Raw genomic sequence first — 13,022 nt, 5'->3', positions numbered from 1 at the left:
CCGTAAATGCCCGATTGGTTCAACTAATAATCCGTAGGGGTGCCCCCACGGATTAAAGTTTCACTTTATCGAAAATCATACATGAAAAAGACACTTCAAACGAAGTGTCTTTTTTATTTTAGTGATATCCTTTAGCAGAGTCTTTATGAATTTTATTTTTAAAAATACTGTAGCTCCAAAGCTGATATCCAATAACGATTGGTACCATGACCATTGCTACGAAGAACATAATTTTTAAGTTTAATTGACTACCAGCTGCGTTGTATAACGTTGTACTGTATGCATCGTTAATACGGGATGGTAACATTCTTGGGAACATACCTGCAAAGCCAGTTGTCATAAACATTGCGATTGTTAGGCAAACGAATGTGAATGCAAGGCCGATTTTATGTTTGTACACCATAATAAGTGCGAGTACACTCATTAGCATTGCAAGTACTGGAAGAATGAATAGTACCGGATATTCCGTAAAGTTTTGGAATAAGTTTGTCCGATTAGCAGTCGCTACATAGAAGATAGCTAAAATAATAGCTGCTGCCATTGAAAATGGTCTTGCGATTTTATAAGCACGGTCGGATACTTCACCAGTCGTTTTAATCATGACCCAAAGGGCACCGGATACGACAAATATAGCAGTGAAGAACAACCCTCCTAAAATACCGTAATGGTTTAGTAAGCTAAGTAAATTTCCTTCATAGCCATTTTTTCCGATTTGTAGTCCGTAATACAAGTTAGCGAATGTAACACCGAATAAGAAGGCGATTAGGAAACTGCCAATTGCAAATGCCCATTTACAAGTTTTTTGCCAAATCGGTGAATCATCTTTATGCATGAATTCCAGTCCAGCGGCACGCGCAAACAGTGCAAGTAATACTAAGAATAACGGTGTATATAGATAACTAAACATATTTGCATATGTGACTGGGAAGGCAGCAAATGTTGCGCCACCAGCTGTAATTAACCACACTTCATTACCGCCCCAGAATGGGCCAATTGCTTCTTGTAATTGATTTCGTTCTTGTCGATCTTTCGTAACGAAAGGAAAGATCATTCCGTTACCAAGTGCATACCCGTCAAGGATGAAGTAAACTGTCCAAATCACGCCCCATAAACCGAACCAGATGATTGCAAGCATATCATGAGACATGGGCCACACCTCCCTCAGTAGCAGGTTCTTCTAATGCTGCAGGTCCTTTTTTCGCGAACTTCAGCATTAAGTATACGTCTGCGATTAAAAGTAAAGTGTAGAACAAAATTAAACTAATTAATGAGAACCAAATTTGCGGGACAGATATAGGTGATACAGATTCTGCTGTACGCATTAGTTTATATACTGTCCAAGGTTGGCGACCTACTTCAGCGACAATCCATCCTGCGTTAATCGCGATATAAGGAAGTAAGACAGACCATATTGTAATTTTTAAATAACGTTTTGAGTTTTCTAGTTTTCCTTTTCGGTTTAAATAGAAGCCATACCAAGTTAATGCCATAAAGAACATACCAAGTGCAACCATTAAGCGGAAGCTATAATACACGAGGTTAACATTTGGACGTTCATCTTTCGGAATATCTTTTAAGCCAATAATTTCGCCATCAAATGAGTTTGTATAGAAGAAGCTTCCGAGTTTTGGAATCGTAAGGAATTCAAAGTTTTTCTCATTTTTTACATCAGGAATTTGAACAATTGAGAAGCCTTGTCCTTTTCCAGTTTCCCAAACTGCTTCCATCGCAGCTCCTTTTGCTGGTTGATATTTAGCTGCTGATACACCAGATTGATGTCCCATAAACGGTGTAATTGTTGCGGCGAATAAGCCTAACATTAAACCAAACTTAAATGATTTTTTGAAGAATTCCACTTCATTTTTACGTAATAAGTGATAGGCACTAATTGCCATAACGAAGAAAGCACCTACGATATAACAACCAATGACAGTATGGAAGAACATATTCCAAGCGTATGGATTCGTAACGAGTGCCCAGAAATCATTTAATTCAGCGCGGCCATTACGTACTACGTAGCCAACAGGGTTTTGCATAAATCCGTTTGCTGTAATAATCCAAAGTGCGGAAATGTTTGTTCCAAGTGCAACCATCCACATACAGAAGGCACGGAACTTTGGTGAAATTTTGTCTTTACCGAATAACCATATTCCCATGAAAGTAGATTCTAAGAAGAAGGCAACGAGTGCTTCGATTGCGAGAGGTGATCCGAAAATATCTCCCATATATTTGGAGTACTCAGACCAGTTCGTTCCAAATTGGAATTCCATCGTAATCCCAGTTATAATCCCCATTACGAAGTTAATTGTAAATAATTTACCCCAGAAATTTGCCATTTTACGGTATGTTGGATTCAATGTGCGGGCGTATTGAGTTTCCATACATGCTACTAAAATGACAAGTCCGATTGTCAAAGGTACAAATAAAAAGTGATAAAAAATAGTAATTGCAAATTGAAAACGACTCAGTAACAGAACGTCGGACATAATAAATATTCACTCCTTTTTTACATTATCTACAATCAGTTTATAGTGAAAATACGTTTAAAGTATGTGAGACTTGTTACAAAGCTGTGTGTATATTTTGAAAGAATTATGTCGATTATCTGAAAATATCTTATTTTTACTATAAAGCGATATCCTTTTTGAGTTTTTCATATTTTGGTACACTATATAAGTAATGTAAATGAGAGAAAAGAGGGTTTTTTACTATGAAGTCATTAGAAGAGATTTTACAATACAATGAAAAATTTGTTGAAGAGAAAAGATATGAAGAGTATGAAACGGGAAAATTCCCGAATAAAAAAATGGTAATTATCTCTTGTATGGATACTCGTCTTGTTGAATTATTACCAAAAGCAATGAATATGCGTAACGGTGATGTGAAAATTATTAAAGTAGCAGGAGCTGTTATCTCACATCCATTCGGAAGTATTATGCGTAGTATTTTAGTTGCTGTATATGAACTTGGTGCTGATGAAGTTTGTGTAGTTGGTCACCACGATTGCGGTATGGCAAAAATTCAAGCAAGCAGTACAATTGAGAAGATGAAAGAGCGGGGTATAACAAATGAGAAATTAGATACACTCCGTTATTCTGGAATCGATTTAGAAAGATTCCTACAAGGGTTCTCTAGTGTAGAAGAAAGTGTAGAACATAGCGTATCGATACTTCGCAACCATCCATTACTTCCAGAAGAAGTACCTGTTCACGGTCTTGTTATAGATCCTGATACAGGAAAATTAGATTTAGTTGTGAATGGTTACGACAATTAAGAATTTACTTTGTCATCCTTTTTATCTGGGACAGGATCAAATCCTCCCGGGTGGAAAGGGTGACATTTTAATATACGCTTACAAGTAAGCCAAAAGCCTTTGAGGGCACCATGTTTTTGAAACGCCTCTAATCCGTAATGAGAACAAGTCGGATAAAAGCGGCAAGTTGGTGGTGTCATCGGAGAAATGAACTTTTGATAAAAGCGTATAATCCCAATAAAAATCTGTTTCATAATGATCTCCTTTTCAGCATAGTCTTAAAGTATTATAGCACGACTGTACATAATACTTTACTAATGTGCATTTCCGTTATATCATATTGGATATAACGGAATTAAATTAAAAGCGGGAGAGATGTTGTATGCCATCAGTAGAAAGCTTTGAATTAGATCATACGATTGTAAAGGCACCTTATGTAAGACATTGCGGAGTTCACAATGTAGGTAGTGACGGTATTGTAAATAAATTTGATATTCGTTTTTGCCAACCGAATAAACAAGCAATGAAACCAGATGTTATTCATACGTTAGAACATTTATTAGCATTTAATTTACGTAAATATATTGATCGTTATCCGCATTTTGATATTATCGATATTTCACCGATGGGCTGCCAAACAGGATATTATCTTGTAGTAAGCGGAACACCGACAGTACGAGAAATCATTGATTTATTAGAATTAACATTAAAAGATGCGGTTCAAATTACAGAAATTCCAGCTGCAAATGAAACGCAATGTGGTCAAGCGAAGCTTCACGACTTAGAAGGAGCACAACGCTTAATGAACTTCTGGTTAAGCCAAGATAAAGATGAACTTGAGAAAGTGTTTGGATAAGAAGAAAAACTGCCTGTGAAAGGGCAGTTTTTTTATTGTGCTAAGAGCAACCATACTCTTCTTTTTTATGAAAATATATTACATACTCCAACATATAAAACAAAGGCAGAACAGAGAAAATAAACAAATGCTTTCATTTTTTGCTGCTTCTTTATTTCATCGATTCCAAAAAGGATACACATAATACTTAAAAGGATAAACACGTAAGGTAAAAGAATAGTGAAGTTTGCAAAGAAGCTAAATAGGGCGAGAGAAAGAGCGATAGTGGCGATTATAATTTGAATGTTTTTTAACATGGAATCCCCCTTAAGTAGAAAGAAATAGTTACTGAGAGAAAATAATTATAAATGCTAAATTGGTCAAAATTTCATTCTACATATAACGAAAGTAGTTTGATATTAAAAAGAAGAATATGAGACTGGAAACGAAAAAATACGGGATACTCATTGATTTTCGTCCGGATTTCAATTCATTAATTCCTAGAAGAATAAAGAAACAAATGAGAATAAATTGTACGTATGGGAGAAGTGAAAAATTATCGGTAACATGGATATAAGTGCTTAGAATGAGTAAGAGAAGCATGAGAAATGCTAAAAAACTCCGTAATATAGTTAGAGTTAGCATTGTATAGCCTCCTTTAGACCATTTATCGGAATATTTCTGTGAAACCAATAAATAAAGCAGCGGCTCCTGCTAGTAGAGCGAGCACACTACCTCCTGTTTGCTGTTTTAATATTTCCTCTAAACTTATGGTGAGGGCCATAACTCCTAAAGAGATAAACATATACGGCATTATTTCTCTATTACTAGTAAAAAATCCATAGATTGCTATAGATAAAGCAATAAGTGATAAAGTAATCCGTACTCTTTTTAGCATGCATGTACCTCCTTTTATTTGATATAACTAATGATGAGAACAATCCAAATGAAAGCACCGGCAATAATACAAATAAATCCAGTTGCTGATTCCTTTTTCTTTATTTGTTCAAATGCGATGAGAAACATTAAAGCCCCTAATAGAAATTGTGAAAGAGGTAAAAAATTATTTTGACCTGTATATAATCCAATTGCCGACATAACGATCACAGTGAGTGCTACTATGATGCGAAGTATACGAAGCATATTAGGAATTCTCCTTATTCTTTTTTGTATAAGGATTGTCTTCTAGTTTATCGACGGAATGTTTATAAGCATAGCCTTTATTAATTGTCATGATGGAGAGTACGAGGATGATTAGGACGATGATAATACCGATAATTAATATTTTGAACATAAAATCCCTCCTTTTCTTTATTTTACATAATTTTGTAATTGATGAAAACAATAGAAAATAAAAGGATGAAAGAAGGGTGTTACATGGAGACGAAAAAAACATATTATATATCAATAGGAAATGGTCAAATTTCACAAGTGAAGACGGCGGATACGTATAATTTTGAGATTTCCGCAAATGATGAGGAAATTACGGAATTAAGAGAGCACTTTGATCAAGCATATGTAGAAGATTTAGGGTCATTTGTACGCTCCCACGTTCCATTTGTTGAGTATCATCATGATTCAAATAATGACCGATATGATGAACAACTACAAAAAGCATATAAAATGATTTACGATTTAGGAAATCATGAGACGAAAGAATTAGTCGCGCAAATGGGAATAATCAATGGATTGTAATTGGATAATATTATGCAGAAAAGCGAGAATATGCTACAATTTGTGGTAGGAAAAACTTGTAACCATCAATAGGGGAGTAATGGCATGTACAAATTTAAAGATTATTACCACAACACTGTACAATTATCGTTTGAACGTTATCCATTTTCTCCTGAGCCAAAGCATGTTTGGGTTGTATGCCGGTACGGGGATCAATGGTTATTAACACATCATTTACGTCGCGGTCTTGAATTTCCAGGTGGTAAAGTAGAAATAGGGGAAACACCGGAAGAAGCGGCAGTTCGAGAGGTTCATGAAGAAACCGGCGGCATAGTTTCTGATTTAACTTACTTAGGACAATACAAAGTATCTGGAAAAGACAAAATAATCATTAAAAACATTTATTTTGCAACAATTAGTGCGGTAGAAGAACATACGCATTACGAAGAAACGAAAGGGTCTGTTTTATTAAAAGACATTCCTGACAACATTAAAACGAATAGAAAATTTAGCTTTATAATGCGCGATGACGTATTAGCGCGTACGATGAAACATATAGAAGAAATCGGCTGTTTTACGAAGTAAAGTGGCCGGTTTCTTTTTTTTGTATGTAAGAATAAATGTAAATATATCTTTACATTATTTTGGGTATATTATACAATTTTGTAAAGATATATTTACATTTTAGGAGGGGGAAGATGGATAAAAGAAAAGGAACGACTGTTGCTGTGTCTATGGTTAAATTAAATGTCTATGCATTTCTTATAATATTTGTTTTGGCATTTGGAATTAGTTTTTTACATGCACTTCTTTCAGGCGGGGTTCAAGTTGAAATTACGTTACCAACTGTGTTTCTTTTTATTATCGCAATGATTGTTCTCGTTTGTATTCATGAAGCGATACATTTAATTGGCTTTCGCTATATCGGAGGTGTTCCGTGGAGTGAACTAAAATGGGGCGTTAATTGGAAATTAGGTGTTGCATATGCTCATTCTAAACAGGCGGTTACAGTAAAGCAAATGAAGAAAGTGTTAATGCTTCCGTTTTTACCAACTGGAATTTTGCCAATTGTATTGGGATTAGCTATGAATCTGGAGCCACTCTCATTTTTAGGAATTCTACTAACAGCAGGTTGTATCGGCGACATTGCCTTATATCAAAAAGTTTCAAAATTTCCAGATGATGCGCAAGTGATAGATCATCCGAGTAAACCGCAGTTTACAGTATATGAATAATAAAGGAAGAGGAGGCGTTTTTGAACAACTGCCTCCTCTTATTATTTTTTGTCGGTGAATCAAGATATCGTGAAAATTGTTGATATAATTTAATTACTATTATTGTGTTTTTATCTCCACCTCTAAAAACAAAAGCACCTCCAACAAATCATCTACGATACGTGAATGCTTAAAATCACCCCAAAACGAATCTTTTTTCCAAACACCAAGAATTCCTACTTGTTCAGAACCAAGCACATCGTTTTCTGGATGATCTCCAACATAAAGACATTCTTCTGCCTTAACATCTAGTCTTTGCAAAGCACGTTCGAAAATTTCAGGGTGAGGTTTTTTAATTCCTTCAGCTTCTGAAACGAGAATGGTGTTTGTATACGTATGTATATGTAGTACTCGAAGGTTGCTCATCTGAAATTCAGTAAAACCATTTGTGATAATACCAATTTTAATGTTTCGCTGTTTTAACTGTTGAAGTAGTTCATGCGTGTTTTTGAAAGGAATACAATGATGTTGGAAGTTTGTAATATAGTCGTGTAGCAGTTGCTCTTGCGTTAAAGTAGTAATGTTGTATTCGGAAAGGAGAGTAGCATATACTTTATCCTTCCACGTATAACCATTATTATCGAGTTCAAGAAATCGAGAACAATACTCTGATTTCTCTATACTCATCAAATGTGAGGAGAAGCGATTATATTGCTCATAAATAAATTGTTCTAAAGATTGGCGCCGATCTAATAGTGTTCCATCTAAGTCGAATAAGATTGCACGAATCATGAGAAGCCTCCTTGCAGTTTTATAATTAATTATCGCATATTCGTTAAAAAATGATTATTATATTTTTGTAGAATGTATTGATGGAGGACTGTATGAAGAGACTGTATGGCAAGTTAGTAGGGGTTATCGTTGCAATCGGCTTACTAGCAGGATGCGAAAGTTCTATGAAGAGTGTGAAAGAAAAAGAAGTGTGTAAAACAGACGAAGAATGTGTGGAAATAGGAGATAAGAAACTTCAAAAAGTATATGAAAAAATAGATGGATTATCTGAGCTTGAAGCAGTAGAAGATTATGAAATAGAAGAGCATGAAAGTGCGGATATGAAAGAGGCAGAGCAGAAAAAAGATGATGAGGATGATGATGAAAGTTATTTCTTTTTAGCTTCTTATTATATCGATGGTGATGAAATTGTAGATCCTTATTTTGAAAAAATAGAACGGAAACGTTTAAATAAAGTATTCGCTGAAGATAAAGAAGCGAAAGAAGAGGTGCTACAACAACGTCAAGATAGAGGGTATCATGAAGACTTATGGGATATGTATCGTACACTCATTCCAGCTAAATATCGTGGGAATATAACAGAATTTGATTTAATAACAGATGGTTATGACGGTGTTGTTGCCCATGTTATGCCGAGTATGGAGAATCCGAAAGACTGGACTCTTAGCCTAGATACGCTTGATTCTGCGGTAAATATCGATGAAGTGATGAAAACATTAATTCATGAGACGGCTCACGTGTTGACGCTCGGGCATAAGCAAATACCAGTAGATGAAAACTATGTAAAGGCTTTTGAAGAAGATAAAGATATTTCAACGTACCGAAATAAATGTGGAAATCTTTTCTTACAAGAGGGATGTGCGAAGGGAAAATCTTATATTAATCAATTTTATAACTCTTTCTGGAAGCCTATTGAGCAAGAGTGGACAGAAAAGAAAGTAGAAGAAAGTGAAGAAACTCAAATTGAGTTTTTTAAAGAAAAGCAAGATGAGTTTGTCTCACAGTATGGAACGACAAATGTAGCAGAAGATATCGCAGATACATTTACAGCGTTCATTTTACAAGATTCAAAAAAAGTGAAAGAAGGAACAGAGTTAAAATATAAGAAAATTGCTTTCTTCTATCAGTTCCCTGAGCTTGTAAAAATGAGAGCGGAAGTGCTGTCAGGATTATATGATGTTTCGAAAACGATAGAACAACAAAGTGGAGACTAATGTAAGTTATGTGTTCGATATAGTTTCGTTAAAGTAAAGCGTGAAGAATTTTTAATTCTTTGCGTTTTTTTATGTTGATAAAATTGAAAATTCTGTATTTTTATTTAAAAGAAGAAGGAACTGGAGGTATAAAATAGAATTAGTATAAAAATGTCACAATTTAGACACAATTATAATGCGCGTGTTGTAGGGACTATAAGTTTACTCTCGAGGAGGTAATGAAACGTATGAAAACGATTCTTGCTGTTGCTGGTCTCATTTGGGTAATGTCTCACGGTTTTCCGATTTTTGAAGGGGAGCAAATTCGTAGTGCTTTGAATGAAAAGTTTAATGATTATCATGTGATAGATCGAAAAGATAATGTCGTTACAGTACGTGTGAAAGACTGTTTCCATACAGTTACGGTTGCGGATGGAAACATTACAAATGAAACGAAAATGTGTGATAAAAGGTAAAAGAAAGAAGCTGACTATAGCGTACTGTTTTGAGTCAGCTTCTTTTTCTTTTTCCAATTAGAATTTTTTCAAATGCCTCAACAAATACATACATAAGAGTTGCAAGAACACATGTGAGTAGTACGCTAAGTAAGACGAGTGTGAAGTTAAAGACTTGGAATCCGTAGCTAATTAAGTAGCCAAGTCCTTGTTTGGAAACGAGAAGTTCTCCGAAAATAACACCGACCCAGGATAAACCAACGTTTACTTTTAACGTTGAGATAATTGCTGGAAAGGATGCAGGGAGAACGACTTGCTTATAACATTGCCATTTATTTGCACCAAATGTGTCCATCACTTTTATATAGTTAGAATCGACTTCTTGAAATGCACTGTAAATAACGAGAATGGTAATGATGATGGAAATGATTACTCCCATTGCGATAGAAGATGAAATGTTTGGACCGAAAATAACGATGATGATTGGACCGAGTGCAACTTTTGGCATTGCATTTAGGACGACGAGATAAGGATCAAGTACGCGGGCTAGAAGTGGCATCCACCAAAGGAACGTGGCAATAATAGCACCAAGTACTGTTCCGAGAATGAAGCCTACTCCTGTTTCCAGTAATGTCGTCCATATGTGGACCCAAAGTGAACCGTCGATCCATTTCGTTAAGAAGAGATCCCAAATACTCGAAGGAGAGCTAAAGAGTAAAGGATCAATCCATTCTTTTTTACTAGCTATTTCCCATAGTGCAAAGAAAAGAATAAGTAGTAAAAGTTGTAGCGAGCGAGCAATCCAAGCGCGTCTGCGTTCGTTCTTTCGAAATTGTTCATGTAGTTGTTTTATATTATCCAAGTCGTTCCAGCTCCTTCCATATATCTTGAAAGAGGGCTGGGAAATCGTAGTGATGGCGTGCTTCTAACGGTGATAAAGAACGGATACTTTCCGGGACGATAAAGATTTTTGCGATTTTTCCGGGATTCGCTTGCAGTAAATAAATACGATCACTCATCGCGATCGCTTCTTCAATATCATGAGTAACAAGTAGTGATGTTTTCTTATATTTATTTAGTAAGTTGAAAACGAGTTCTTCTAGTTTTAATTTCGTTTGATAATCGAGTGCGGAGAATGGTTCATCTAGTAATAAAATTTTCGGATCAGTCGCTAATGTTCGAACGAGAGCGGCACGTTGACGCATACCGCCGGATAGTTCACGAGGATATTGTTCTTCTACACCATGAAGACCGACTTGTTTTAAAAGATTTAAAGTATGTTCTTTCATCTGCTCATCATAAATCTTTCGAATATGAAGTCCAAGCATAATATTTTCTTCAATCGTTTTCCAAGGGAATAAGTAATCTTGTTGCAACATATATCCCATAGATGATGTTTTCGTTGTAATCGGTTCACCATCTAAAAAGACGATACCGTCAATTGGATCAAGTAGTCCAGCAATGATTGAGAGGAGCGTTGTTTTACCGCAACCACTTGGACCGAGTATAGAAATAAATTCGCCTTCTTCCACTTGTAAGCTCATATCTTCGAGAATAAGTTTGGCATTCTCTTTTGCAAAAAAACAGTGAGAAACGTTACGTATTTGCAAAAAACTCATACACTTCGCCTCTATTTCTTAATAACGCTTTCGGCAATTTTTGTATTGACGAGCGCTTCATGTGGGACTTCTTTTTGTAATTCACCAGCGTCTTTCATAATAGTTTGGAGCTGTTTCCATTCTTCTGCATCTAATAGTGGATTTGTCGCATAAGAATGTTGCTTTTTATACCGTTCAATTACTTTTACTGTAATGTCTTTTGAAGTGTCTTTAAATAGCGGGGAAACAGTATCAGCAATCTCTTCTGGACTATGTGTATCAACCCATTGCTGTGCTTTATAGAGAGCACGTGTGAACTTTTCAGCAGCAGTTTTATCTTTCTTTAAGAAACTTTCTTTTGCCATGAACGTTGTATAAGGAACAGTACCAGATTCATTTCCGAATGAAGCGACGATATAACCTTTACCTTCTTTCTCAAGTATACTTGCAGTCGGTTCAAAGAGCTGTACAAACTCTCCAGTACCAGATGCGAAGGCATTTGCAATATTAGCAAATTCGATATTTTGAATTAAGTTTGTATCTTTATGAGGGTCAATGCCATTTTTCTTTAAAACGTATTCTCCAACCATTTGCGGCATGCCGCCTTTACGTTGTCCTAAAAACGTAACACCTTTCACGTCATTCCAATTAAAAGAGTCTAGTTTTTTACGTGAAACTAAAAATGTCCCATCTGTTTGTGTAAGCTGTGCAAAGTTAATGACAGGGTCTTTCGCTCCTTGTTGATGAACGTAAATAGACGTTTCAGAACCGACGAGAGCAATATCAATTCCGCCAGATAATAGGGCGGTCATCGTTTTATCGCCACCAGCTGTTGTTTGTAGGTCAATATTTAGTCCTTCATCTTTAAAAAATCCTTTTTCAATCCCAACATATAATGGGGCATAGAAGAGAGAATGGGTAACTTCGCCGACGCGAATGTTTTGAGTTTGTTCTTTCGTACCTTCTTTTTTACTACTACAAGCAGCAAAAGTAAAAACAGCTAGTAACATGATGCAAAAAATCGCGATTAATTTTTTCACTATATAACACCTCCTAGAAGTCACTCTACAAGCATGATATGTAGGTAATCGCCCATATGTGAGTGTAGATAGCAGGAATTTTTTTGGTGGTAAAGAAGTACAAATATAAGGGGTGATAAAATGGAGTACGAATACGATGATAGCGTACATTTACATCTTGATTATTTCGGGACGGAATGTGATATGGAATCGATTGCTTATAAGAGAAAGAATGAAGACGTATGGGATGTGTATTTTAATTTTGGAGTATACGGTATTCAGAAAGACGATGTAAAGTTAGGGAGATTTATGGACGAATATGCTGGTCATTACGTTTTTTCTGTACATGCTCGCGATCTTAGCTGGGAATTTGGAAGTGCCCAGTTTGAAGAGTGGGTTTTGAAAAATCGGATAGTAGAAAAAACGCTACAAAAATAGGAGGAATTTTGTGATTGGATTTCTCATCTTATTATTTATTTTTGTGGCCGGATTTTTTATCATGCAAATGCTTATTTACCGATTTGCAAAGAAAAACATCCATAAATATACAAAAATAAAGTGGTTTCATATGTGGCTACATATGAATATGAAAAAAGGTCCGAGATTAGATTTTTTTGATTTTGTAATTATAGTACTCGTATGTATCGTATGGAAAATATGGCTGCTTCCCTTTATATAATACACATACTAATCATTTTCTCTTTTATCATAAAATAACGAAAAGAACCTGTCTTGTGGCAGGTTCTTTTCGTTATAGTAATAGTTGTTAAAAACGTGCAACGCCTTTTTATTAATTCTTTCGTATTTTCATGTTAAATCTTTAATAGCAGGACTTCTAAAAAATAGTTATTGTATCATAAAGTGGAATGCTGAAATTAAGTTTTTCAAGAATGAGTAATTTGTATACCACAATTTAACTATTGATTAAGGAAGTATTAAGGAAATATATTTATAGTAGAAGCAAGTTTGCAGACGAAATATAGGATATA

Annotated in this window: 20 protein-coding genes; 9 read left to right on the top strand and 11 right to left on the bottom strand. The window is 35.4% G+C overall.

The genetic code is table 11. The features are described 5' to 3' along the window. Window positions 1–118: 118 nt before the first annotated feature. Both cydB and cydA read right to left on the bottom strand, forming a co-directional pair. Window positions 119–1,147, bottom strand: a complete 1,029-nt coding sequence (gene cydB / locus ACW0JX_RS23390; protein ID WP_000017662.1) for a cytochrome d ubiquinol oxidase subunit II — start codon at window positions 1,145–1,147, stop codon at window positions 119–121. Then, complete coding sequence (gene cydA / locus ACW0JX_RS23385; RefSeq protein ID WP_053563495.1) at window positions 1,137–2,486, bottom strand: cytochrome ubiquinol oxidase subunit I; 1,350 nt, start codon at window positions 2,484–2,486, stop codon at window positions 1,137–1,139. The genes cydB and cydA overlap by 11 nt, the downstream gene beginning before the upstream one ends. 224 nt (window positions 2,487–2,710) lie before the next feature. On the opposite strand from cydA, the gene ACW0JX_RS23380 reads away from it, so the two are divergent. Beyond that, window positions 2,711–3,274, top strand: a complete 564-nt coding sequence (locus tag ACW0JX_RS23380) for a beta-class carbonic anhydrase (RefSeq protein WP_000838173.1) — start codon at window positions 2,711–2,713, stop codon at window positions 3,272–3,274. Here ACW0JX_RS23380 and yidD read toward each other — a convergent pair. Then, window positions 3,271–3,507 (bottom strand): membrane protein insertion efficiency factor YidD, encoded by a 237-nt coding sequence (yidD, locus tag ACW0JX_RS23375; RefSeq protein WP_000809334.1) that lies wholly within the window; start codon window positions 3,505–3,507, stop codon window positions 3,271–3,273. The two genes, ACW0JX_RS23380 and yidD, sit on opposite strands and share 4 nt — an antisense overlap. A gap of 128 nt (window positions 3,508–3,635) precedes the next feature. On the opposite strand from yidD, the gene luxS reads away from it, so the two are divergent. Then, window positions 3,636–4,109, top strand: a complete 474-nt coding sequence (gene luxS / locus ACW0JX_RS23370) for an S-ribosylhomocysteine lyase LuxS (RefSeq protein WP_001141371.1) — start codon at window positions 3,636–3,638, stop codon at window positions 4,107–4,109. A gap of 65 nt (window positions 4,110–4,174) precedes the next feature. Here the strand turns inward: luxS and ACW0JX_RS23365 are convergent, their stop codons facing one another. The 4 genes from ACW0JX_RS23365 to ytzI form a co-directional block, all read right to left on the bottom strand. After that, window positions 4,175–4,405, bottom strand: coding sequence for a YczI family protein (locus ACW0JX_RS23365; protein WP_053563496.1), 231 nt, complete (start codon window positions 4,403–4,405; stop codon window positions 4,175–4,177). A 350-nt stretch (window positions 4,406–4,755) separates the two neighbouring features. Continuing rightward, the gene (locus ACW0JX_RS23360; protein WP_459245110.1) at window positions 4,756–4,986 is read right to left on the bottom strand and encodes a DUF3953 domain-containing protein; all 231 of its coding nucleotides are present in this window, start codon (window positions 4,984–4,986) and stop codon (window positions 4,756–4,758) included. Between the two features lie 14 nt (window positions 4,987–5,000). After that, on the bottom strand, window positions 5,001–5,231 hold the full coding sequence (locus tag ACW0JX_RS23355; protein WP_071740508.1) for a DUF3953 domain-containing protein: 231 nt from the start codon (window positions 5,229–5,231) through the stop codon (window positions 5,001–5,003). A gap of 1 nt (window position 5,232) precedes the next feature. Beyond that, window positions 5,233–5,382: a YtzI protein gene (gene ytzI, locus ACW0JX_RS23350; protein WP_000472791.1), complete on the bottom strand. Its 150-nt coding sequence runs from the start codon at window positions 5,380–5,382 to the stop codon at window positions 5,233–5,235. 83 nt (window positions 5,383–5,465) lie between these two features. On the opposite strand from ytzI, the gene ACW0JX_RS23345 reads away from it, so the two are divergent. The 3 genes from ACW0JX_RS23345 to ACW0JX_RS23335 all read left to right on the top strand — a co-directional run bounded on the left by ACW0JX_RS23345 (window position 5,466) and on the right by ACW0JX_RS23335 (window position 6,997). Further along, window positions 5,466–5,783, top strand: a complete 318-nt coding sequence (locus tag ACW0JX_RS23345) for a hypothetical protein (protein ID WP_000448409.1) — start codon at window positions 5,466–5,468, stop codon at window positions 5,781–5,783. 84 nt (window positions 5,784–5,867) lie between these two features. Continuing rightward, window positions 5,868–6,347 (top strand): antimutator 8-oxo-(dGTP/GTP)ase, encoded by a 480-nt coding sequence (gene mutTA / locus ACW0JX_RS23340; RefSeq protein WP_000276382.1) that lies wholly within the window; start codon window positions 5,868–5,870, stop codon window positions 6,345–6,347. 113 nt (window positions 6,348–6,460) lie between these two features. Then, entirely contained in the window at window positions 6,461–6,997 is a 537-nt protein-coding gene (locus ACW0JX_RS23335) for a DUF3267 domain-containing protein (protein WP_095690103.1), read from the top strand. Window positions 6,998–7,096: 99 nt separating this feature from the next. Here ACW0JX_RS23335 and ACW0JX_RS23330 read toward each other — a convergent pair whose 3' ends face one another. Next, on the bottom strand, window positions 7,097–7,768 hold the full coding sequence (locus tag ACW0JX_RS23330; protein WP_459245109.1) for an HAD family hydrolase: 672 nt from the start codon (window positions 7,766–7,768) through the stop codon (window positions 7,097–7,099). 92 nt (window positions 7,769–7,860) lie between these two features. Between ACW0JX_RS23330 and ACW0JX_RS23325 the strand changes: the two genes are divergently transcribed. Further along, window positions 7,861–8,982 (top strand): hypothetical protein, encoded by a 1,122-nt coding sequence (locus ACW0JX_RS23325; protein WP_063548865.1) that lies wholly within the window; start codon window positions 7,861–7,863, stop codon window positions 8,980–8,982. A 227-nt stretch (window positions 8,983–9,209) separates the two neighbouring features. After that, window positions 9,210–9,437: a hypothetical protein gene (locus ACW0JX_RS23320; RefSeq protein ID WP_000849112.1), complete on the top strand. Its 228-nt coding sequence runs from the start codon at window positions 9,210–9,212 to the stop codon at window positions 9,435–9,437. Window positions 9,438–9,471: 34 nt separating this feature from the next. Here ACW0JX_RS23320 and ACW0JX_RS23315 read toward each other — a convergent pair whose 3' ends face one another. Genes ACW0JX_RS23315 through ACW0JX_RS23305 form a run of 3 tightly spaced genes read right to left on the bottom strand, consistent with a single transcriptional unit; the run spans window position 9,472 to window position 12,054 of the window. Beyond that, on the bottom strand, window positions 9,472–10,278 hold the full coding sequence (locus ACW0JX_RS23315) for an ABC transporter permease (RefSeq protein ID WP_000368798.1): 807 nt from the start codon (window positions 10,276–10,278) through the stop codon (window positions 9,472–9,474). Continuing rightward, complete coding sequence (locus tag ACW0JX_RS23310; protein ID WP_459245108.1) at window positions 10,271–11,035, bottom strand: ABC transporter ATP-binding protein; 765 nt, start codon at window positions 11,033–11,035, stop codon at window positions 10,271–10,273. The genes ACW0JX_RS23315 and ACW0JX_RS23310 overlap by 8 nt, the downstream gene beginning before the upstream one ends. Before the next feature lie 11 nt (window positions 11,036–11,046). Then, window positions 11,047–12,054 carry an ABC transporter substrate-binding protein gene (locus ACW0JX_RS23305; protein WP_063548861.1) on the bottom strand — a complete coding sequence of 336 codons (1,008 nt, stop codon included), beginning with the start codon at window positions 12,052–12,054 and terminating at the stop codon, window positions 11,047–11,049. Window positions 12,055–12,174: 120 nt separating this feature from the next. On the opposite strand from ACW0JX_RS23305, the gene ACW0JX_RS23300 reads away from it, so the two are divergent. Continuing rightward, window positions 12,175–12,471, top strand: coding sequence for a DUF3986 family protein (locus ACW0JX_RS23300; RefSeq protein WP_098284240.1), 297 nt, complete (start codon window positions 12,175–12,177; stop codon window positions 12,469–12,471). A gap of 10 nt (window positions 12,472–12,481) precedes the next feature. Next, a complete protein-coding gene (locus ACW0JX_RS23295) occupies window positions 12,482–12,712 on the top strand; it encodes a hypothetical protein (protein WP_000578980.1) in 231 nt (76 codons plus the stop codon). The last annotated feature ends 310 nt before the right edge of the window (window positions 12,713–13,022 follow it).

This window comes from Bacillus sp. C-3-6 (assembly GCF_054509685.1).
This window is presented reverse-complemented; position numbering and strand designations above follow the sequence as displayed.

Coding starts and splice junctions, on each gene's coding strand:
- cydB (WP_000017662.1), bottom strand. CDS start 1,147: ATGTCTCATGATATGCTTGCAATCATCTGGTTCGGTTTATGGGGCGTG.
- cydA (WP_053563495.1), bottom strand. CDS start 2,486: ATGTCCGACGTTCTGTTACTGAGTCGTTTTCAATTTGCAATTACTATT.
- ACW0JX_RS23380 (WP_000838173.1), top strand. CDS start 2,711: ATGAAGTCATTAGAAGAGATTTTACAATACAATGAAAAATTTGTTGAA.
- yidD (WP_000809334.1), bottom strand. CDS start 3,507: ATGAAACAGATTTTTATTGGGATTATACGCTTTTATCAAAAGTTCATT.
- luxS (WP_001141371.1), top strand. CDS start 3,636: ATGCCATCAGTAGAAAGCTTTGAATTAGATCATACGATTGTAAAGGCA.
- ACW0JX_RS23365 (WP_053563496.1), bottom strand. CDS start 4,405: ATGTTAAAAAACATTCAAATTATAATCGCCACTATCGCTCTTTCTCTC.
- ACW0JX_RS23360 (WP_459245110.1), bottom strand. CDS start 4,986: ATGCTAAAAAGAGTACGGATTACTTTATCACTTATTGCTTTATCTATA.
- ACW0JX_RS23355 (WP_071740508.1), bottom strand. CDS start 5,231: ATGCTTCGTATACTTCGCATCATAGTAGCACTCACTGTGATCGTTATG.
- ytzI (WP_000472791.1), bottom strand. CDS start 5,382: ATGTTCAAAATATTAATTATCGGTATTATCATCGTCCTAATCATCCTC.
- ACW0JX_RS23345 (WP_000448409.1), top strand. CDS start 5,466: ATGGAGACGAAAAAAACATATTATATATCAATAGGAAATGGTCAAATT.
- mutTA (WP_000276382.1), top strand. CDS start 5,868: ATGTACAAATTTAAAGATTATTACCACAACACTGTACAATTATCGTTT.
- ACW0JX_RS23335 (WP_095690103.1), top strand. CDS start 6,461: ATGGATAAAAGAAAAGGAACGACTGTTGCTGTGTCTATGGTTAAATTA.
- ACW0JX_RS23330 (WP_459245109.1), bottom strand. CDS start 7,768: ATGATTCGTGCAATCTTATTCGACTTAGATGGAACACTATTAGATCGG.
- ACW0JX_RS23325 (WP_063548865.1), top strand. CDS start 7,861: ATGAAGAGACTGTATGGCAAGTTAGTAGGGGTTATCGTTGCAATCGGC.
- ACW0JX_RS23320 (WP_000849112.1), top strand. CDS start 9,210: ATGAAAACGATTCTTGCTGTTGCTGGTCTCATTTGGGTAATGTCTCAC.
- ACW0JX_RS23310 (WP_459245108.1), bottom strand. CDS start 11,035: ATGAGTTTTTTGCAAATACGTAACGTTTCTCACTGTTTTTTTGCAAAA.
- ACW0JX_RS23300 (WP_098284240.1), top strand. CDS start 12,175: ATGGAGTACGAATACGATGATAGCGTACATTTACATCTTGATTATTTC.